The sequence below is a fragment of the Streptomyces sp. NPDC051018 genome (assembly GCF_044456085.1).
GTDB lineage: Bacteria > Actinomycetota > Actinomycetes > Streptomycetales > Streptomycetaceae > Streptomyces.
Window position 1 is genome coordinate 93,191 of record NZ_JBITFN010000012.1, and the last position, 21,019, is coordinate 114,209.

General features: G+C 72.9%; 15 protein-coding genes. 11 read left to right on the forward strand and 4 right to left on the reverse strand.

The window, feature by feature from the left end; all coding sequences use genetic code 11:
* Positions 1–61 precede the first annotated feature (61 nt).
* Positions 62–1,768, reverse strand: a complete 1,707-nt coding sequence (locus ACIBCM_RS21550) for a TerD family protein (RefSeq protein ID WP_399245502.1) — start codon at positions 1,766–1,768, stop codon at positions 62–64.
* Positions 1,769–1,902: 134 nt separating this feature from the next.
* Positions 1,903–5,991 (reverse strand): hypothetical protein, encoded by a 4,089-nt coding sequence (locus tag ACIBCM_RS21555; protein ID WP_399245504.1) that lies wholly within the window; start codon positions 5,989–5,991, stop codon positions 1,903–1,905.
* Between the two features lie 160 nt (positions 5,992–6,151).
* Here ACIBCM_RS21555 and ACIBCM_RS21560 point away from each other — a divergent pair, with 160 nt between their 5' ends.
* Positions 6,152–7,648: a hypothetical protein gene (locus ACIBCM_RS21560; protein WP_399245506.1), complete on the forward strand. Its 1,497-nt coding sequence runs from the start codon at positions 6,152–6,154 to the stop codon at positions 7,646–7,648.
* Between the two features lie 289 nt (positions 7,649–7,937).
* Here ACIBCM_RS21560 and ACIBCM_RS21565 read toward each other — a convergent pair whose 3' ends face one another.
* The gene (locus ACIBCM_RS21565) at positions 7,938–8,396 is read right to left on the reverse strand and encodes a hypothetical protein (protein WP_399245508.1); all 459 of its coding nucleotides are present in this window, start codon (positions 8,394–8,396) and stop codon (positions 7,938–7,940) included.
* A 120-nt stretch (positions 8,397–8,516) separates the two neighbouring features.
* Here ACIBCM_RS21565 and ACIBCM_RS21570 point away from each other — a divergent pair, with 120 nt between their 5' ends.
* The 3 genes from ACIBCM_RS21570 to ACIBCM_RS21580 all read left to right on the forward strand — a co-directional run bounded on the left by ACIBCM_RS21570 (position 8,517) and on the right by ACIBCM_RS21580 (position 12,487).
* A complete protein-coding gene (locus tag ACIBCM_RS21570; protein WP_399245510.1) occupies positions 8,517–9,194 on the forward strand; it encodes a GntR family transcriptional regulator in 678 nt (225 codons plus the stop codon).
* The gene (locus ACIBCM_RS21575; RefSeq protein WP_399245512.1) at positions 9,191–11,659 is read left to right on the forward strand and encodes a dolichyl-phosphate beta-glucosyltransferase; all 2,469 of its coding nucleotides are present in this window, start codon (positions 9,191–9,193) and stop codon (positions 11,657–11,659) included. The genes ACIBCM_RS21570 and ACIBCM_RS21575 overlap by 4 nt, the downstream gene beginning before the upstream one ends.
* A 177-nt stretch (positions 11,660–11,836) precedes the next feature.
* Complete coding sequence (locus tag ACIBCM_RS21580) at positions 11,837–12,487, forward strand: hypothetical protein (RefSeq protein WP_399245744.1); 651 nt, start codon at positions 11,837–11,839, stop codon at positions 12,485–12,487.
* Between the two features lie 252 nt (positions 12,488–12,739).
* On the opposite strand, the gene ACIBCM_RS21585 is transcribed toward ACIBCM_RS21580, so the two are convergent.
* Positions 12,740–13,486 (reverse strand): SLATT domain-containing protein, encoded by a 747-nt coding sequence (locus ACIBCM_RS21585; protein ID WP_399245514.1) that lies wholly within the window; start codon positions 13,484–13,486, stop codon positions 12,740–12,742.
* Positions 13,487–13,819: 333 nt separating this feature from the next.
* Here ACIBCM_RS21585 and ACIBCM_RS21590 point away from each other — a divergent pair, with 333 nt between their 5' ends.
* The 7 genes from ACIBCM_RS21590 to ACIBCM_RS21620 all read left to right on the forward strand — a co-directional run bounded on the left by ACIBCM_RS21590 (position 13,820) and on the right by ACIBCM_RS21620 (position 20,853).
* Positions 13,820–14,155, forward strand: a complete 336-nt coding sequence (locus ACIBCM_RS21590; RefSeq protein WP_399245746.1) for a YbaB/EbfC family nucleoid-associated protein — start codon at positions 13,820–13,822, stop codon at positions 14,153–14,155.
* Positions 14,156–14,289: 134 nt separating this feature from the next.
* Positions 14,290–14,889, forward strand: a complete 600-nt coding sequence (gene recR / locus ACIBCM_RS21595; protein WP_399245516.1) for a recombination mediator RecR — start codon at positions 14,290–14,292, stop codon at positions 14,887–14,889.
* Complete coding sequence (locus ACIBCM_RS21600; RefSeq protein WP_399245518.1) at positions 14,882–15,538, forward strand: DUF5063 domain-containing protein; 657 nt, start codon at positions 14,882–14,884, stop codon at positions 15,536–15,538. The genes recR and ACIBCM_RS21600 overlap by 8 nt, the downstream gene beginning before the upstream one ends.
* A gap of 296 nt (positions 15,539–15,834) precedes the next feature.
* Positions 15,835–17,106, forward strand: coding sequence for an aspartate kinase (locus ACIBCM_RS21605; RefSeq protein WP_399245520.1), 1,272 nt, complete (start codon positions 15,835–15,837; stop codon positions 17,104–17,106).
* A gap of 22 nt (positions 17,107–17,128) precedes the next feature.
* A complete protein-coding gene (locus ACIBCM_RS21610; RefSeq protein ID WP_399245522.1) occupies positions 17,129–18,196 on the forward strand; it encodes an aspartate-semialdehyde dehydrogenase in 1,068 nt (355 codons plus the stop codon).
* Between the two features lie 705 nt (positions 18,197–18,901).
* Positions 18,902–19,477, forward strand: a complete 576-nt coding sequence (locus ACIBCM_RS21615) for a SigE family RNA polymerase sigma factor (RefSeq protein ID WP_399245524.1) — start codon at positions 18,902–18,904, stop codon at positions 19,475–19,477.
* A gap of 428 nt (positions 19,478–19,905) precedes the next feature.
* Positions 19,906–20,853 carry a hypothetical protein gene (locus tag ACIBCM_RS21620; protein WP_399245526.1) on the forward strand — a complete coding sequence of 316 codons (948 nt, stop codon included), beginning with the start codon at positions 19,906–19,908 and terminating at the stop codon, positions 20,851–20,853.
* The last annotated feature ends 166 nt before the right edge of the window (positions 20,854–21,019 follow it).

Below are 21,019 nucleotides of genomic sequence, written 5' to 3' on the forward strand. Positions count from 1 at the left end.
CGAACGATCCGGCTCGGGCCCGTCGGGACGCCTGGACCTGGTTCTTCCGGTTCGGCCGGCGTCACCCCCCGGGGCGGGGCGTGATCGTCCAGAGACCTTCCGCCTCGACGGCCAGCAGGCGCGGGCCGCCCCTCAGACGTACCGTCTGGCGGAACGGGCCGACGGCCGAGGTGAGCAGATAGTCGACATCGCCGAAATCCGCGTCCTCGTACCAGATGTTGTCTATCCCCATCGCGAGGAGCGTGAGGCTGTTGTCGCTGCGGTCCGGGCCGTGCCGCGGGCCCAGGAACTCCACCTCCAGGTCGATATCGGGCCCGTTGTGCGCGAGTACCTCGTAGGAATCGCCGTGGACCGCCACCGAGCCGAGCCGGCGCGCCGTCGACACCGGGCGCACGGTGGCCGTCCAGTCGTCCTCCGCCATGATTTCCAGCCGCAGGGGATGTCTGTCCGACGCGATGGCGGGCGCGCGGCCGTGGAAGTCCGGTGACATCGTGCTGGCGATCGTGCCCCCGGTCTCATGACGCTGGTTGAGCTGGTACACGGACATCCAGCCGTCGCCCCGGTGGGCCAGCTCCACGATCACCGGACCGGCCGGGATCGGCGCGGCGAAGGTGACCTTGTCGTTGCCGTGGCCGCGGATGGTCTGGGGCGGGAAGGAGGGGAAGCGGGCGAACCGGTCCTCGGCCGGGTGGGCCTGGTATCCGGCCTGGTGGGGCTGGGCCGTTCCGGGCGGCGCCGGGTAGGGGTGTCCCGAGGGCGCGGGGGCGGGTGTCTGGTACGTGGCCGGGGGCGCAGGCGCGGGTGTCTGGTACGGGGGAGCGGCACCGGGCTGGGGCCCGGGCGCCTGGTACGGCTGGGGGTGGCCGGGCTGTTGGTGGCCTGGCTGGGGATATCCCGGCTGCGGGTGGGGCTGGGGGAACCCGTGCTGCGGCTGACCGGGAGCGCCTCCCGGCTGCTGGAACCCGTGCTGCGGAACACCCGGCTGCGGGTGGCCCGGCTGGGGCGCGGGCGGTTGGGGCGCGGGCGGCCGGGGGTCGACCATGCCGTGCCCCGGTGCGTACGTCCTGCCGGGGCCGGGGCCGGGACCGTACGGCTGCGGCGGGTGCGCTGGCTGATGCAGAGGCGGGTGCTGCTGGTGCTGCCCGCCCAACGGAGGCTGTCCGCCCGGTTGTTGTTGACCGAGCGGAGGCTGTCCACCCGGCTGTTGTCCACCGAGCGGGGGCTGCCCGCCCGGGCCGGGCTGCTGCGCCTCCGTGCCGTAGTCCGCGATGACGCCCTGGATCCCGGAGGCGTACCCCTGTCCCATCGCCCGGAACTTCCACGCCCCGTCGCGCCGGTAGAACTCCCCGAGGACGAACGCGGTCTCGTTCGCCGCGTCGGTCACCGTGTACCGCGCGACCGGCATCCCGTCCTGCCCGGACGCCTGTACATACAGCCCGGGTACGGATCCGAAGGCGGCCCCTCCGGAGAGCGCGATGATCAGCACCCGCTGGATCTCGGCCTCCACGACCGGCAGATCCACGTCCAGCCAGACGGCGAACTGCCCGTTGCCCGTGGTGCTGCCCATGTGCCCCACGGCCCGCGAGGGGTGCAGGGTCCCCTGGCTGGACACCACGTCGGAACGGCCCGGACGTGTCGTGCCCCGCCCGTCGAGCAGCAGCGCCACGGCGTCCACGGCCGGTGTCGTGGGCGTCAGGGCGTGCCCCACCGCCACCCGCAGCCGAGCGGTCGGCACAGGGGCGTTCGCACCTTTGGGGATGTTCGTCATGGGGCACATGCTGACACCGGGACACCGGAGAAGTCGATGCCGGTCCGCGGTCGAGTCCCCGCGGTCGAAACCCCCGCGGTCCGGCCCTCAGTCCGGAGCCCAGTCGTCCGGCGCGGGTTCGGGCCCCGGTGCCGTCAGCAGACCGTCCGGTAGGGGACGGCCGGGAGATGGGTCTCCCACTCCGCGCGGGAGGGCCCGCCCGCCGCCCGGGCGCACACCGCATCCGCCGTGTCCCGGATATCCAGGGAGTAGGCGCGCGAGGCGGTGTGCGGGGTCGTCACCCGCAGGGTGCGGCCGTCCGGGGCGAAGGCGAGCGCCAGCACCGGACCGTCGGCGACCGGGAGCGGGGAGCCGGTGGACCGGGGGGCCGAGGTGTCCCAGAGCCGTATGCGGCCGTCGGCGTCACCGACCGCGACCGTGCGGCCGTCGGGGGAGAACGCGAGCGCGGGTACGCGCCGTTCCGGACCCGGACCGCTCCTCGGCACCGGGGGAGTGAGCACGGCGAGCCGCTGCCGGCCCTCCCCGTCCCAGAGCGTGGTGCGGCCCTGTTCGTCGGTCATGACCAGCCGGTCGCCCCCGGGGGAGTACACCACCGCCTTCGCACGGTCCTCGCCCTCCATGACACGGGTGGCCCCGCCCGTGCGCGGGTCGATCGACAGGTGGTCCTCGGTGAGGATCCGGCCGTCCGGTGCGGTGGCGAGGAGGGCGCCCTCCCGGCCGCGACGCAGCGTGGACCAGCGGGTTCCGCCGTCCAGGTCCAGGATCTCGGTGGCCGCGTCGGAGGACTTGGAGGACTCCGGCAGCCGGGATGCGGCGATCCAGGAGCCCTTCGGGCCGAGTGCGAGCCCGTAGACGAGGGAGCGGTACGGCAGCGTCGTGGCCGCGCCCCCGGCGAGCGGGCGCACGGTCACCCTGCCCGAGGAGTCCAGATGGGCGAAGAGCCGGCCGTCCGGGCTGAACGCCACCGCGGCCAGGTTCTCCGGGCCGGGACCGTCCTGAGTGAGGACCCGGCGGAGCCGTCCGTCGGAGGAGTCCCGGTGTTCGTACGCCTGGGGGCGGTCGGGTTCCCGCGGGGCGGCCGGTTCCTCCACGGCGACCGCCGAGCCCGGGGGGATCGCCGAACCGCCCGCCGGACCCGGCACGGCCGCCGCACCCGGTGTGGCCGTCGAGCCCTGGACGGCCGTGATGTCCGGCGTGGCCGTAGGCGCGGGGGCGGCCGGAGGAGCGGTGGCGGGAGGGGAGCCGGTGCCGGGCGTACGGGCCGTCACCAGGGTCCGGGCGTCCGGGCTGTACCAGGCTCCGGTGAACGGGACGCGCTCCCAGGCGCGTCCGTCCGCCGGGGTGTCCAGCGCGATGGTCCGTATGGTGAGAGTGGGGCCGATACCGTCCGCGAAGCGGATCACCCCGTCCGCCAGGTTCAGCCGGGGATCGGTGGGATTGACCGCGTTCACCTGAAGCGTGAGCACGGGCACGGGCACCTCCGTTCCCGACAGCCGCCAGAGCCGGACCTCGTCGTCCGCCAGGGTCACGGCATGGGAGCCGTCCGCGCTGAACGCCGTATCGGGGGGCATGGACGACGGGATCAGGGGGCGCTCCCGCCCGGACCGGACGTCCCAGCTGCGTACTCCCGTCCCGGCGCCGATCGCGAGCGTCCGGCCGTCGGGCGTGAACAGGATGTTGTCCACCCCGCACACATCGCCCTTCGTGGCCCAGGGGGTGGGGATCCGGCGCCGTTCGCCGATGTCCCAGAGCTGGAGCGGGGCGTCGTCCGGGCAGAACGCGAGCAGCCGGTTGTCGGGGGAGATCCGGATCCGGCGTATGTCGTTCCAGCGGCCGGACGGCTCCAGGAGCAGTCGCCCGGTGCCCGTGTCCCAGAGCCGGAGCGGCCGGCGGGTCCCGTCGCCGTATTCGTATGTGGCGAACAGCCTCGCGTCCGGGGAGAAGTCGCCTTCCACCTGGTCGCCCCGGGGCCCGAAGAGGGGGCCGTCCGTCGGTTTCCCCGTCTCCGTGTCCCACAGGCGCACCCCTGAGGGGCTGCGGACGGCGACCCTCCTCGTATCGCCGCTGATCTGGATGATCCGCGCTGCGGCGGCGCCCAGCCCCGGGGAGTCGGGCCGCTTGTGGCGCGTGGCCGCGTCCCAGCGCTCGGTGCGTTCCCGGCTGACCACGGTCAGCGTCCGGCCGTCCTCGCTCAGCCGCCGCCAGGTGCTGCTGTCGTCCGGCTCGTTGAACCCGGGCAGCGTGGTGGTGAAGGCGTCGGTCTCGCGCTGTGCCGCCGCCTCGGACAGGGCCTCCCGGGTCTCCCGGACATCGGCCAGCCGCCAGGCCGCCAGGCTCAGCCGCATCGCGGTGCGCGGGTCGGACGCGCGCAGGGTGTTCGCCACCGCGGCGATCCTGCGCGCCTCCGCCTCGGTGGCACGGCGGTCGCTGACCCGGCTCTGCTGCCAGGCGGTGAGACCGGCGACGGCGGCGAGGCACAGCAGTACGGACAGGGTGACGGTGAGCGTACGCAGCCGGCGGTTGGTGCGGGCGGCGGCGCGGACGGCGCGGTCGTGGGCGGCGACCGACGCGATGAGGAAGGCGTTCTCCTGGGGAGTGAGGGCGATACGGGCGCGGGGCCCGGCGAAGGCGGCGCGGGAGGACCCGGTCGCGGAAAGGCCGTCACCGTGGGGGTCGATACCGGCGGGGTCGATACCGTCGGGGTCGATACCGTCGGGGTCGGTCGAGGTGGCGCCGGTCGACGTGGCACCCGTCGCCGTGGCGCCCGGGCCGGTGGTGCCGGTCGACGCGCGGGCGCCGGTCAGGGTTCCGCTCCCCGGCCCGGGCGCCCCGAACGCCTCCCGGGCCGCCTCCAGCTGCGCCCCCCGGTACAGCGCCCCCGCGTCCCGCCCCAGTTCCTCCCACATCCGGGCGGCCTCGGTCAGCCTGCGGTGCAGCCGCAGCAGCTCGCGGTCCTCCTCGATCCAGCTCCGCAGCCGGGGCCAGCCGGTGATCAGGGCCTCGTGCGCGAGGTTCACGGAGCCGTCGTCGGCGGTCAGCAGCCGGGCCCGCAGCAGCCGTTCCAGAACCCGCCCGGGGACCTGCGAACCGTGGGGCACCAACTCCTCGCGGCCGGCGGGCCGACGGGTGTCCGCGGTGCCATCACCGGGCGATATGAGCCGCAGCAGCAGCGCACGGGCGGCCGAGGACTCCTCGGGGGTGAGCGCGGCGAAGACCTGCTCGGCCGTGTGGGCGATCGCGCCCTGCACACCGCCGATGGCCTCGTACGCCTCCTCGGTCAGCGTCCGTCCGCGTCTGCGCCGCCACACCTCCCGCAGCGCGTGCGACAGCAGCGGCAGCCCGCCCGGTTCGTCCGCGATGTCGTCCACGACCCGGGCGGTGAGGCCCCGCTCCACGACGAGCCGTTCGGCACCCGCGGGACCGACGACCGCCTCGCGCAGCTGCTCCCGGCTCATCCGCCCCACCAGCAGCACCGAGTCCTTGAGGGCGCGCACGAGCGCGGGCTGCTCGGCGCAGCGCCCGTAGAAGTCCGCGCGTACGGCGAGCACCACCCGGGCGCCCCCGTCGAGCATCAGATCCGTGAATGCGGCCCGCTCCTCCGGGTCGTCGCAGAGCGTGAAGACCTCCTCGAACTGGTCGACCAGGATCAGCGCGCCGCCGGTGAACAGTTCTTTGTGGGTACGCGCCGGGGTCGGCCCGGGGGTGAGGATCCGGATCACCGAGGGACGGTCGCCGTCCTCCCGCCGCCGCACCGCGGGGACGAGACCGGCCCGCAGCAGCGAGGACTTCCCGCTGCCGGACGCCCCGACCAGCGCGGCGAAGGGGCGCCGGCGCGTGAGGTCGAGGAGTTCCGCGATCAGATCATCACGGCCGAAGTAGTGGTCGCCGTCCTCGGGGCCGTACCGTGCCAGTCCCGGGTACGGGCCGGGCCCGTCGTCGGGGGCGGGCCCGCCGTCCTCCGACGCCTCGCGCCACCGCCGCTCCCACTCCGCGGCGTCCCGCTCATCGCCGCCGCACGCCGCCACATACGCGAGCGTGACGGCCAGCGAGGGCATCCGCTCACCCGACGCGGCGGCCGACAGGGTCGGCGCGGAGTACGGGGTCTCCCGGGCCATGGTCCGGTAGGTCGGTCCGCCCGCGGCCCGGCGCAGCTCCCGCAGCTCGTGGGCGAAACGCTGCACCGGCCCGGCAGCCGGGTCCAGGGGCTTCTCGCGTCGTCCCACGGTGTCCCCCGGTCCGCTCGTCCGCTTGTCGGCTTGCCTGCTTGTTGGCTCGTGCCGCTGGATTCCTCTGCTGTCCCCGCTCCGACCTGCGAGGGTAGTCAATTGATGCCTCCGGCGCGGAGGGGCTGCCCATCAATGCGCGGGCCGATGGACTCGACCGATGCTCGACACCGCAGTCCCTCACCGCCTCCACCGGGCCCGCGCCCGGGCCGCCCCGCCCGTCACACCCCCGGCGGGCGAGGTGGGCACGGCGGGCGCCTGGAAGGTCGCCGTACCGCCCGCCCTGCTGATGCTCGTCCTCGGCCTGTGGGGGATCACGCGTGAGGGGACGCTCTGGGGCGACGAGGCGGTCACCTACGACATGGCCCGGCGCACGATCCCGGAGATCTGGCGCACCCTGGGCTCCGCCGACGCGGTCCACGGCCTCTACTACGTCCTCATGCACGGGGTCTTCGCGGTGGGGGAGCCGGGACTGGTCGCGCTGCGGCTGCCGTCCGTGCTGGCGATGGCCGCGACGGCCGCCGGTGTCGCGGTCATCGGCCGGCGGCTCGCCGGCCCGCGCGCCGGACTGTTCGCCGGCCTGATCCTGCCGGTGCTGCCGACGGTTCAGCGGTACGCGCAGGAGGGGCGCTCGTACGCACTGGTCTGCGCGCTCGTGACCTGGGGCACCTGGCTGCTGCTGAAGCGGTGGTGGACGGCGTACGCGGGGGTGATGCTCACGGCGTGTCTGCTGCACGAGTTCGCGGTGCTGCTGGTCCTCGCGCACGGGGTGACGCTGTGGCACGGCGGCAGGGCGCCACGGCTGCCGGGCACGGGTGTGCTCGGCCGGATCCCCGCCGTGGTGTCCGCGCTGCCCCGCGGCTGGCTCGTCGCCGCGTCCGTGGTCGTCGCCGGACTGGCGCCGCTCGCGCTGTTCAGCGTCACCCAGTCCCAGCAGGTCGACTGGATCGGGTTCCCCAGCATCCACGAACTGGTGCTGGTGGCCCTGGTGGCGGTCCTCGCCCGGCTCGCCTTCCGCGGCCCGGCCATGGCGGCGGTCCGGGCGGTCGCCCTGCCGGTGCTGATTGTCCCCATGGGCCTGCTGCTGCTGGTGTCCCTGGTGCACCCCCTCTTCGTCGACCGCTATGTCCTCTCGTACGTCGTCGGCGCGGCCCTGCTGATCGGCGCCGCCGCCGACCGCCACTGGTCCAGGGCGCTGGTCCTGGCCACCGCGGCGGCCGCCCTGATCACCCTCGTCGTGCACGGCCCGCATCTGCGGTCCCCCGACAGCCGCAAGAACGACGTGGGAGAGGTCGCGGCGGCGGTCGCCGCGATCGCGGAGCCCGGTGACGGTCTGCTGTTCACCCCCACCCGCCGCCGTGTCTACACCCTGGCCCACCCCTCGGCCTTCCGCGGCCTCACCGATGTCTCCCTCGCCGGCACTCCCCGCGCCTCCGACACCCTCTTCGGCGCGGAGGCCACACCACAGGAGATACGTACCCGTGTGCTCGGGGAGCGGCGGATCGTGGCCGTCCAGGATCTGCGGGGCCAGCCCCTCGACCCCTTCCCGGTGGAGGCGGCCAAGCGTGACGCGCTCCGGGAGGGGTTCAGGCTCCAGGAGGAGCGGGTCGTGGGCCCGGTCCGTATCGGCGTCTACATCCGTGTCCCGGCTGACTGAATGGACGGACTGAATGGACGGACCGAATGGACGGACTGGACGGACGGGATGAACGGACGGGCTGGACGGGCTGAAGGGATCGCACGGACGGAGACGGACCGTACGGATGGGCCGACCGAACGGACCGGTTGATCGGACGGGCCGTGGGCTGCCCGGACTCGGCGGCCTGCGAGCGCCGAGCGGGCCGCGCGGTCCGGTTCTCCGGCGCGGATGGCCGCCGACCGGGGCCGTGACGCCCCGCCCACCGCCGGGCCCGGCCGTTCAGCGTGCCCCGCCCCCACCCCGGCAGTCAGCTTGCCCCGCCTCCCACCTGCGGCAGCGCCTCCACCTCCAGGTACCGGCGCCCCTTGGGACCCCGGTACAGCAGGGCCTCCCAGCCGCCCGCCGCCGCGAGGGCCCCGGCGCACTCTGCCAGCCGCGCATCGGACTCCCGGGCCGCGCCGCTGCCCGCCGGACCCGGCCAGTCCACCCGCACGGCCCCGGCACGGTCCCCGGCCCGCACCCGGTATCCCGTGGCGACGGGCAGCCCCTCCCCGTCCACCGCCGACGGAGGAACCCCCGCCGCCTCCAGGGTCAGCGCGACCGCCTGGACCATCCGGTTGCGCTCCCACTCGGCGGGCACGGCGCCCGTCAGCCGGCGTATCTGCATCAGCCCGGCGAACGCCGTACGCACCTCCGCGGCCCGCCCGGCCGGATCGCCCGGCACCGGCGCGCCGTCGCCGGTCGCCGCCTCGAACACCTCTCCCACCGCCAACTCCCTTGTCTCCGCCTGCCGTGCACGGGCACGGGCGCGTCACGGCTGGCCTATCGTGTCCGGCGGAACCCCCGGCGAACCGGCGGAACCCCCCCCGCGAAGGAGAAGCCATCGATGCCCGGCCCCGGCAGCACCTCTGTCACCCGCAGCACCCTGCGGCAGCAGATCGCGGACGCGCTGCGGGACGAGGTGCTGGCCGGCCGCCTGCCGTCGGGGCAGGAGTTCACGGTGAAGCAGATCGCCGAGCAGTACGGCGTCTCCGCGACGCCGGTACGCGAGGCACTGGTCGATCTCTCGGCCCAGGGGCTGCTCGACTCCGACCAGCACCGTGGCTTTAGAGTGCATCAATTCTCGGTGAACGACTACCGGGAGATGGCGGAGACGCGCTCCCTGGTCATCGACGGGATCATCCAGCACGCGGAGCGCCAGGGCCGCACCCGGGTCAACGCCAAGGCGGCCGTGCCGGTGCGCCGCCGCGCCGAGGAGGCCGCCCGCGCCGCCCGCTGCGGCGATCTGGACATCCTCATCGGCTACGACCTCCGTTTCTGGCGCGAGCTGGGCGCGATCGTCGCCAACCGCTATATCTCCGACTTCCTGCACCAACTGCGGGTCCAGACCTGGGTGTTCTCGGTCCCGCATCTGCGTGCCGACCCGGAGGCCCGGGACTGGCTGTTCACCGCCTACGAGACGCTGATCGACGCCGTGGTGGCGGGCGACATGGGCGAGGCGCGCGAGGTGATCTTCGCGTACTACGAGCAGTCCCTCGCCTGGGCGGATCGGCTGGACCGGTGAGCGCCGCGCCGGACACCGGGCTCCCCGGGCCGAAGGCGCCCGGCGGCGTCGGGCCGGGCCTCAGCGTCGTCGTGCCGGCGTACAACGAGGAGGCCCGGCTGCGCCCCACGCTGGACGCCGTCCGCGCCCATCTGCTCGCCGACCCCGGGCGCTGGGGCGAGTGGGAGGTGATCGTCGTGGACGACGGCTCCACGGACGGCACCGCCCGCGTCGCCCGGGAGGCGGCGGACGCCGATCCGCGGATCCGGGTGGTCACCGGCACGGTCAACCGCGGGAAGGGGTACGCGCTGCGCCAGGGCGTCCTCGCCTCCCGAGGCCGTCAGGTCCTGCTCAGCGACGCCGATCTGGCCACTCCGATCGACGAGTTGGACCATCTCCACCAGCGGCTCGCCGCCGAAGGGGCCGGGGCCGCGATCGGCTCCCGCGCTCTGCCCCAGTCCCGGATCGAGGTCCACCAGCGGTGGGTGCGGGAGTTCCTCGGCCGGATGGGCAACCGGCTGATACGCCTGGTCGCGGTCCCGGGAATCCGGGACACCCAGTGCGGGTTCAAGCTGTTCGACGGCGACCGGGCGCGCGCGGCCTTCGCCGACTCACGGCTCGACGGCTGGGGCATAGACGTCGAGATCCTGCGCTACTTCCGGCGCGCGGGCTGGCCGGTGACGGAGGTCCCGGTGCGCTGGTCGCACATCCCGGGCTCCAAGGTCGGGCCGCCGGCCTACGCCGGGGTCCTCGTCGAACTCGTCCGGCTGCGGACCCGGGCCCTGCGCCGGACCGACCTCCTGGTGGCCGGGCTGTTCCTGCTCGCCGCCTTCGCCCTCTACCGGGGGCTGTGGGCCGATCTCGACCGCGGCTATCTCGCGGACTCGGGCCAGGACCAGAACCAGTGGGAGTGGTTCTTCGCGGTCACCGCCGACAATGTGGCCCATCTGCGGAACCCGCTGTTCACCACCTTCCAGGGCGCCCCGGACGGGGTGAACCTGATGGGGAACACGGTGATGCTCGGCGTATCGGTCCCGCTCACCCCCCTGACCCTGCTCTGCGGGCCGACGGTCACCTGGGCGCTCGTCCTCACCCTCGGCCTCGCGGCGACGGCGGCCTCCTGGTACTGGCTGTTCGCCCGCCGGCTGGTCTCCCACCGGGGGGCGGCGGCTCTCGGCGCGGCCTTCACCGCCTTCGCGCCGCCGATGATCTCGCACGGCAACGCCCACCCCAACTTCCTTCTGCTGTTCATGATCCCGCTGATCATCGACCGCGCGCTCAGGCTGTGCGAGGGCCGTGACGTCGTACGGGACGGGGTGCTGCTCGGCCTGTTCGCCGCGTACCAGGTCTTCCTCGGCGAGGAACCGCTGCTGCTGGCGGCCATGGGCATGCTGCTGTTCGCCCTCGCGTACGCCCTGGTGCGCCGCGATGTGGCCCGCCGGGCGCTGCGGCCCCTGCTGAGCGGCCTCGGTATCGCCCTGGTCACCTGTCTGCCGATCGTCGCCTTCCCGCTGGGTTGGCAGTTCTTCGGCCCCGGCAGTTACTCGAACGTGCTGCACGCGGACAACACGGGCAACGGACCCCGGGCGTTCCTGGAGTTCGCGGGCCGCTCGCTGCTCGGCTCGGACGAGCGGGCCGACCTCTTCGCCATGAACCGCACCGAGCAGAACGCCTTCTTCGGCTGGCCGCTCGTCTCCCTCTCCGTCGCCATCGTGATCCGGCTGTGGCGGCAGAGTCTCGTGCGTGCCCTCGCCGTCACGGCCGTGGCGGCGGCGCTGCTCTCCCTCGGTGAGAGGGTCCGCCTCCCGTACACGGACATCGTGGTGCCGGGGCCCTGGCGCGCCCTCGCCGAAGCGCCCCTGTTCGAGGCGGTCATCGAGTCCCGGGTCGCCCTGATCTGCGTACCGGCGCTCGGTATCCTCCTCGCGCTGACGGCGGACCGGCTGCTGCTCACCGGAGACCGGCCGCTGCGCGCCGCGGGACTCACGGCGATCGCCCTGGCCCTGCTCCCGGTGCTCCCGACCCCCTACCCGGTCCGCGAACGCCCCGAGGTGCCCGCCTTCATCGCCCAGGACCTGTACCGCCCCTATCTCGCCCGGGGCGAATCGCTGGTCACGGTCCCGCTCCCGTCCCCCGCCGGCGCGGACGCCCTTCACTGGCAGTCCTCCACGGGTTTCGGGTTCTCCCTCGCGGGGGGCTATTACGTCGGCCCCTGGGGCCCCGACCGCCTCGGCATCTACGGGGCCTCGCCGACCCACACCTCCAACCTCCTCACCGACGTCGGCCACACCGGCCGGATCCCCGACATCGGCCCCGCCCTCCAGGAACAGGCCCGCCTCGATCTGAAGTCCTGGCACGCGGGCGCGGTGATTCTGCCCCCTCAGCACAACGAACGCGCCCTGCGCACCACCCTGACGGTCCTTCTGTCCGACCCCGGCGTACGCGTGGGCGGGGTGTGGGTATGGGACCTCCCCGAGTCCCGGTGACCTCTCGGGGGCGGGCCCGGTCCGGAGGGGCGCCGTGGCCCCACGGCCCCGGGCGCCGGGAAGCGGCCCGAGCCGGGACCTTGCCGGGCGGGGGTGTGGTACGAGCAACTACCCTGGGCCGACCGTCGTATGACGACAGCGCCCGATCCCGTGATCCCGTTGGAGAGCGAGCCTCCCTTGGCCTGTGACCTGTGGCTGGTCCCCCTCGTCGATGTGTTGTGCCACAGCCCTGACAACCCCTTCGCCGAAGAGATCGCTTCCTACGACAAGGCCCTGAACGACGCCGGGCTGCCGACCGTGCCCGTGTTCGCCTATATGCCCGGGCTGTCCGGTGATGTGGCTCCGGTCGCCGCGTTCGACTACGACGCCCTGCACTTTCTGCGGCGGGCGTATCTCCTCCAGCTGTGCGGGCTCGCGGTGACGCCCGTGGACGAACTGGGCGGGGACTACGAGCAGTTGCTGGAGATGTTCGAGGGCACCGCGCAGCAGTCGCATCTGGTGTGGCACTACGACCACGCAGGGGCGTATGTGCCCGTCGACTTCGCGGCGCCGCTGTTCAACGACGAACTGCTCGCGGGCGGCGGTCCCCTGGGATCCACCCAGGGGCTGCTGCGCGAGCTGGAGTTCGTGGCTCCGTCGATCGGTATCGACCCGGCGAACCCGCCGGAGGCGCCCCTGCCGCCGGAGAGGCCGACCTCGCTGGAGGAGCCGGCGGGCCCGATGCCGTACGACGAGAGCCCCTTCGCCCGTGAGCGCTACACCTGGCTGGGTCTGCACGCGGCGGCGACCCGCAGTCTGGGGCAGGGCTCGATGATCATCTTCAGCTGAGGGGGCGGGGCCCGGCGGGTGGCACGGGGCCGTGTGCGCCGGGGCGCCCGTGATCCCGGCCGCCCGGTCGGCCCGGCTACGGGCGGCCCGTAGCCGGACAGCCTCGTCCCCCCATGACGGGGCCCGGCTGCTCACCGCCCGGGCTCGCCGGCTGCCGGTGGGCCCTGCGCCCCCACGGCCGGGCTCTCCCGGCCCGCGGCGCCCGTGACGCCCCACGCCCGTGCCGCGCCCGCGACGGCTCCGCCGCCCGCGTCACCTCGGCGGCTCCGGCGGGCGCTGCCTCGGCATGTTCGGGCGGGTGCCCGGGGGCAGGGTCGAGCGGCCGGGGAAGCCCGGTTCCGCCGTCCGCGCGTGCCCGCCCGCCAGCGGGAGCGCTGTGGACTGGAGCACCAGGGCGTCCAGCCCGCCGTGGAACGCCCGCATCCAGTCCGCCGTCTCCGACCGGACCAGTTCCTGTACGTCCTCCGAGAACCGCCTCAGCACCCCCAGGCACCGTTCGGCCGCCTCGCTCGCGGTGCCCTCGGCCGGGCCGAGGATCTCCCGTACGCTCTCCGACGCCCAGTCGAATTGCAGGGTCTGCAACCGGCGCTGCACGGCCTGTGCGGTCGCCATGTTCCGCATCCAGCCGGAGGTGACCCCGAAGTACCGGTCGCAGGCCAGCGCGGCCGCGCCCAGGAGCAGCGACAGATAACCCCAGCCCGCGGCGCCGTCCACCAGACCCGTGAGGTCGAGCAGGGGGAGGGTGGCTCCCGCGATGGTGCCGAGCGCGGTCGCCAGGCGCAGCGCACGGCCCGTACGCCGCTTCCAGACGCGATCCGCCAGATACCAGTCCACCGTGCGCAGCGCGGCCGTCTCGACCCAGCGGTACAACTCGTCGAGGCGCTCCGCGGGCTCGCCCCAGTCGCCGAGCGGAAACGGCCTCCCGGTCAGGTCGCCGCGCGGCGCCTCGCCGCGCTCCTCCCGGGCCGGCCCCCCGGGCTGCATGTCCGGCTGGCTCACCGGGGCACTCCTCTACGACGTGGTGTGGTACGTGACGCGTGGTGCGCAGCCCCCCCCTTGGAGATTGGAGATTGGAGATCGGAGACGCGTACGCACAACTGTGCGCATCGCGTGCGATTGGTTACGCACCGATGCGCATGCTCTTCCTACCGCCGAATGGTGGGCCGTGTGGTGGAAATCCCAGTATTTCCGTCCACAAGCGGGTCTTGATCAGGTAGAGGACCCGCAGCTTACTCACTCCTCGGAGTTGTCGCCGCTGGGTGGGGCGGGCCGCCCGGGGACCACGTAGGCTCGGCATACCGAACAACCGTCGTCGAAGTGCCAGGAGTGACCGTGATTCCCGGTGGTGGCCAGCCCGATATGCAGCAGCTGTTCCAGCAGGCCCAGAAGATGCAGCAGGACCTCGCCCGGGCCCAGGAGGAACTGGCGCGCACCGAGGTCGAGGGGCAGGCGGGCGGTGGTCTGGTGAAGGCGACCGTGACCGGCTCCGGTGAGCTGCGGGGACTGGTCATCGACCCCAAGGCCGTCGACCCCGAGGACACCGAGACCCTCGCAGACCTCGTCGTCGCCGCCGTCCAGGCCGCGAACGAGAACGCGCAGCAGCTCCAGCAGCAGAAGCTCGGCCCGCTCGCCCAGGGTCTCGGCGGGATGCCGGGTCTGCCCTTCTGACACGGCGGTCGACCAACTAACGTACGGGCCACAGGGCCGTACGAGCCGCAGGGGCCGGGCGGCCGGGCCGCGCACCACGGGTGTTACGGCCCGGGGCCGCGCGCGGCCGAGCAGAGCCGAGGAGAGGCAGTCCGTTGTACGAAGGCGTGGTTCAGGACCTCATCGACGAGCTGGGCAGGCTGCCCGGCGTCGGTCCCAAGAGCGCGCAGCGGATCGCCTTCCACATCCTCCAGGCCGAGCCGGCCGACGTCCGCCGTCTCGCCCACGCCCTCCTGGAAGTGAAGGACAAGGTCCGCTTCTGCGCGGTGTGCGGGAACGTCGCCCAGCAGGAGCAGTGCAACATCTGCCGCGACCCGCGCCGCGACCCTTCCGTCATCTGTGTGGTGGAGGAGTCGAAGGACGTGGTGGCGATCGAGCGGACCAGGGAGTTCCGGGGCCGCTACCACGTGCTCGGCGGGGCCATCAGCCCCATCGAGGGCGTCGGCCCCGACGATCTGCGCATCCGTGAGCTGCTGGCACGCCTCGCGGACGGCTCGGTCACCGAGCTGATCCTCGCCACGGACCCCAATCTGGAGGGCGAGGCCACCGCCACATACCTGGCGCGCATGATCAAGCCGATGGGCCTGAAGGTCACCCGGCTGGCCAGCGGTCTGCCCGTGGGGGGAGACTTGGAATACGCCGACGAGGTCACGCTGGGGCGTGCCTTCGAGGGGAGACGACTTCTCGATGTCTGACGCCATGCTCCACGCCGTGAACCAGGACCCGGCGGACTTCGCGGTCCAGATCGCCGACTCCATCGAGTCCTTCATCGTCGCGACCACCGAGGTCGCGAAGGGCGACGAGCCCGACAGCGCGGTGCCCTTCCTGCTGCTGGAGGTCTCCCAGCTGCTGCTCACCGGCGGCCGGCTGGGCGCGCACGAGGACATCGTCCCGGACGAGCGGTACGAGACCGACACCGGACCGGAGCCGGACGTGGACGAGCTGCGGGAGCGGTTCGCGCTGCTCCTGGACCCGGTGGACGTCTTCTCCGAGGTCTTCGACCCGTACGAGCCGCGCAAGGCGCCGGTCGCCTTCCGTATCTCCGACAATCTCGCCGATATCGTCACCGATCTGCGGCACGGTCTCGCGCACTACCGCGCGGGGCGCACCACCGAGGCGCTGTGGTGGTGGCAGTTCTCGTACTTCTCCAACTGGGGGCCGACCGCGTCGGCGACCCTGCGCGCCCTCCAGTCCCTGGTCTCCCACGTCCGTCTCGACCAGCCGCTCCAGGCGCTGGACGGGCTGGACACGGACGAGGACCTGGCGGAGGACGCGCTGGCGGAGGAGGCGGGAAAGGTGATGGCGGAGGAGATCGCCGCGCCGCTGGGTCTGCGGACCTCCTGAGGGCGCCGCCCGGGCCCGTGATGTACCGCCGGTGGCCGCGAGCACCGCGAACCGCGAGGGAGCACCAGTACCGCGTGTGAGGCGGGTACCGCGTGTGGGGCGGGTACCGCGTGTGACCCGGCACACAAAGCGCGTATACGGCCGACTCGCGGGCAGGGTGGATTCCGGGCGGCCGTGACCACTCCGCGATCGGCGCATCTCACGATGTGACTGCACGCGGAAGGAACGGGTCCGCTCGTTAAACTGAGCCCGACCGCAGTGCATGGCTGTGGTGGAGAACCGAGCGAGGAGCGCACGTGGGCCTTGTCGTGCAGAAGTACGGAGGCTCCTCCGTCGCCGATGCCGAAGGCATCAAGCGTGTCGCCAAGCGGATCGTGGACGCCAAGAAGAACGGCCACCAGGTGGTCGTCGTGGTCTCCGCGATGGGCGACACGACGGATGAGCTGATCGATCTCGCCGAGCAGGTATCGCCGATCCCTGCCGGACGTGAGTTCGACATGCTGCTGACCGCCGGAGAGCGTATCTCCATGGCCCTGCTGGCCATGGCGATCAAAAACCTGGGCCACGAGGCCCAGTCCTTCACCGGCAGCCAGGCAGGCGTGATCACCGACTCGGTCCACAACAGGGCGCGCATCATCGATGTGACCCCGGGCCGGATCCGTACTGCACTGGACGAGGGCAATATCGCCATCGTCGCCGGGTTCCAGGGTGTGTCCCAGGACAAGAAGGACATCACCACCCTCGGCCGCGGAGGCTCCGACACCACCGCCGTCGCCCTCGCCGCCGCGCTCGACGCCGAGGTCTGTGAGATCTACACCGACGTGGACGGCGTCTTCACCGCCGACCCCCGGGTCGTCCCGAAGGCCCGGAAGATCGACTGGATCTCCTTCGAGGACATGCTGGAGCTGGCGTCGTCCGGCTCCAAGGTGCTGCTGCACCGGTGCGTCGAGTACGCACGCCGATACAACATCCCGATCCACGTCCGCTCGTCCTTCTCCGGGCTGCGCGGCACCTGGGTCAGCAACGAGCCGCAGGGAGACCAGCAGGTGGAGCACGCCATCATCTCCGGAGTCGCCCATGACGTCTCCGAGGCCAAGGTCACCGTCGTCGGAGTGCCCGACAAGCCCGGTGAGGCCGCGGCCATCTTCCGTACGATCGCGGACGCCGAGATCAATATCGACATGGTCGTCCAGAACGTCTCGGCGGCGACCACGGCCCTGACCGACATCTCCTTCACCCTCCCGAAGACGGACGGTACGCGGGCGATCGACGCGCTGGAGAAGGCGAAGGGCCAGATCGGCTTCGAGTCCCTGCGCTACGACGACCAGATCGGCAAGATCTCGCTGGTCGGCGCGGGTATGAAGACCAACCCGGGCGTGACCGCCTCCTTCTTCGAGGCGCTGTCGGACGCGGGAGTGAACATCGAGCTGATCTCGACATCCGAGATCCGTATCTCGGTCGTCACCCGTGCCGACGATGTGAACGAGGCCGTGCGCGCCGTACACACGCGCTTCGGGCTCGACAGCGACTCCGACGAGGCGGTCGTCTACGGAGGCACCGGGCGATGATCCGTCGCTCAGGCTCCGGCCGATGAGCCGCAAGCCGGCGCTCGCGGTCGTGGGGGCGACCGGAGCCGCCGGCGCGGTGATGCTCCAGATCCTCTCCCAGCACGAGGACGTCTGGGGTGACATACGGCTGGTCGCCTCCCCGCGCTCGGCCGGCCGCAAACTGGCCGTGCGCGGACAGGAGTGCGAGGTCGTCGCGCTGACCGAGGAGGCCCTGACGGGCGTCGACGTCGCGCTCTTCCTCGTACCCGACCAGGTGTCGGCCCAGTGGGCGCCGATCGCCGCGTCCAAGGGCGCGGTGGCAGTGGACACCTCCGCCGCCTTCCGGCTGGACCCCGATGTCCCGCTGGTCGTTCCGGAGGTCAACCCCCATGCCGTACGGGTGCGTCCGCGCGGCATCGTCGCGAGCCCGCACGACACCACCCTCGCCATGATTCCGGCGGTGGGCGCGCTGCACGCCGAGTTCGGGCTGCGCGAACTCATCGTCTCCTCGTACCAGGCCGTCAGCGGCGCGGGGCGGGCCGCCGTCGCCACGCTGCGGGCCCAGCTGTCCCTCGTCGCCGGTACGGACCTGGGCGCGGGCCCCGGTGACGTACGCCGTGCCGTGGGCGATGTCGCGGGCGACGGGCTCGGGCCCTTCGCGGCGCCGATCGCGCTCAATGTGGTGCCGTGGGCCGGGACGCACGAGGACGGCGGCTGGTCCTCGGAGGAACTGGGGCTGCGGGCCGAGACCCGCAAGATCCTGGGTCTGCCGGGGCTGCGGGTGTCCGCGACCTGTGTCCGTGTGCCCGTGGTGACGACCCACTCCCTGGTGGTGCACGCGCGCTTCGAGAACGAGGTCACGGTGGCGCGGGCCCACGAGATCCTGGCGACCTCGCCGGGGGTCGTCCTCTACGACAACCCGGCCGTGGGGGACTTCCCCACGCCCGCCGATGTCGTCGGCACCGATCCCACCTGGGTGGGCCGGGTGCGCCGGGCCCCGGACGACCCCTGCGCGCTGGAACTGTTCGTCTGCGGCGACAACCTCCGCAAGGGCGCCGCGCTGAACTCCGCGCAGATCGCCGAGGCGGTCGCGGCCGAACTGTGCCGGTAGGGCGGGCTGTTTCATGTATGGGGCATGGAGGGGCGGTTCGCGGGCTTCTGTGTGACGCGCCGACAGGTTTACGGGCAAGGCGTCCCGAGGGTTCCGCGTGATGCGGCCGCGGGCTTCTTCGTGACGCGGCCGGGGACTTCCGTGTGACGCGTCCGCGGGCTTCTGCGCGGGCCGGGGCGCCGGGTGTTGGCCAGGGCGCGACTCTCCGCGGTTGCCGCTGATTCCATGATCGGGATTTCTTGCTCCGTTCCGGTGATCGCTCTTGTGTAAGTGCCTCCTGCACTTTGTAGGATCTGTGAACGCCCCGTGAGCAAGTGGTAGGTCCGTACCATGTGAGCGGGGGTGCGAGGATGATCGGCAGTTCCCTTCCCCTTGGTCTGCAACCGCCAGTCGGGTGGGGAGCGTCTTTGCGGACGCCTCTAGACGGTGCCGCGAAAAATGGGGCATTGGGGAAGAGCGAGTACGCATGGCTGCAAACGAATCACCGTCAAAAGCGGTGGCGTGCGCGTACAACCCTGATGGGGGGAAGCGTGTCCAACAGGCGTGGCAGAGGTACTCGACTTCGTGGGCACGGCCCCGGCGGGAGTGGCTCCGGTCCCTGGCGCTTCGGCGCGCCGCGGAGTGCCGGGGGCGCTGGTCCCGCTCGCGGTGCCGGTACCCGGTGTCCCGGTGCGTCCGCCTCGCCCCTCCCGTCCGGCCGGCGGCATGCCGGTGATCGCGCCCATGCCCACACCCCGGGCCGCCGAAGTCCCCTCCCAGCGCGAGGGCACTGACCAGACCATGGCCCCGGGCACCACCGTCGATCATCTCACCGAGACCTACCGCGCCCACTACCGGTCGCTGCTGGGTCTCGCCGCGCTGCTGCTGGACGACACGGCCTCCTGCGAGGACGTCGTCCAGGAGGCGTTCATCCGGGTCCACTCCGCGCGCAACCGGGTCCGTGACCCGGAGAAGACGCTCGCCTATCTGCGGCAGACCGTGGTCAATCTGTCCCGGTCCGCGCTGCGCCGCCGCATCCTCGGGCTCAAGCTGCTCTCCAAGCCGATGCCGGACATGGCGAGCGCGGAGGAGGGGGCGTACGAGCAGTTGGAGCGGGACGCCCTGATCAAGGCGATGCGCGGGCTCCAGCGCCGCCAGCGCGAAGTGCTGGTGCTGCGCTACTTCGCGGACATGACGGAGGCACAGGTCGCCGAGACCCTGGGCATATCCCTGGGTTCGGTGAAGGCGTACGGTTCCCGGGGCATCGCGGCGCTGCGCGTCGCGATGGAGGCCACGACATGAGCGGCCGGGACAGCGGCCGGGACGACGGGCACGGGAACAGGTGTGAGCGGTACGAGCCGGACGGGCCGTTTGACGACCGGACTGGGAACGGAATTGTGAACAACGGGCCGGAGAACGAAGAAAACGGCCTCGGCGCGGGGCCGGACGGACCGAAGGGACGGAACGGCGGCGGCCCGGGCGCCTCCGGGGGATCGGGCTCCTTCACGGGGTCGGGTGCCTCTGCGGGACCGGGGAGCGCGGCGGGGCCGGGTGGTGCGGGGCCGGGCAGTACGGGCGGTGCCGGTCGTACGGGGGGACCGGGGGGTTCCGGCGACGGCGGCCACGGGGGCGACGGCGGACCTGGGGGGATTGGCGGGTCCGGTGGGTCCGGGTTCGGTGGGGAAGGGTTCGGCTCGGAGGAGGAGCTGCGCCGGCTGTTCCGGGGCGCGGTGGAGGACCTGCGGCCGTCGGAAGGTTCCCTCGACCATCTGCGCAGGGCGGTTCCGGCCCGCAAGGCCCGTAAACGGCAGGCACTGATCGGCGCGGTCGCGGCGGTCCTGCTGATGGGGACCGGCGTCCCCGCATTCGTCCATGTGGCGAACTCCGACGGAGGCGGCAGCACCAGCACCGTCAACACGGGACACGGCAAGCACTCACAGGGCAGCACGGGAGACGACACCGGCTCCTCCGGCGGTCATGGCGAGGGAGGCCCCACCGAGGGCAAGGAGACCGCGGGCGGGCCGGGCAGCGCGAGCCGCTCGCCGGGCGGGCCCTCCGTCGCGGGCACCGGCGACGGCGGTACGGGCAGCTCGCCCGTGCCCCCCGGCCCCCCGGCCGCCGACTCCCCGGTCTGCGCGGCCGGGCAACTCGGGGTCACCTCCGCGCAGGCGGCCAAGCCGGACGCCGAGGGCAAGGTCTACGGAGCCTTCCGGGTCGCCAATGTCTCCGCCACGGACTGCGCGGTCAGCGGGCGCGGCACAATCGGCTTCCAGGCGCAGGGCGCGGCGGACGCCTCCAAGATCAATGTGGTCGACCACGCGCCGGGCGACGCGGCCACCGGGCTGCCCGATCCCTCCGAGGAAGCGGCGGCGCTGCTGCTGAAGCCGGACTCGGTGTACGAGGTCCGTTTCGCGTGGGTCCCCAAGGAGACCTGCCCCACCGACAGCGCGTCCCCGGAGCCGTCCACCTCGCCGGGCAGCACCTCGGGCAGCGTCAGCGGTACGAGCGGTTCCGCCCCCGGCAACACCCAGGCCCAGCTCGGTACCACCGAGAACACGAACTCCGACGGCAGCGTCTCGGTCACCCACACGGCCGAGCCCGGCGCCCCCAGCGCCGAGACCGTCATCCCGAACGCCTGCGCCGGCACGATCTACCGCACCGGCGTCCTCACCGGCTGACCCCCTCCTTCCCGAGCCGCCGAAGCCCGGGTGCCGTTCAGGTGCGCCCGGGCCCGCTGAAGCGGTGCGCCTGAGCCCGCCGAGGCCCCGTCCCGCCCGCATAGGGGCCCGGGCCGCCCGGGCAGCGGACCCTGTGCTCCGGCCTCGGGGGCTGCCGTGTTCAAGG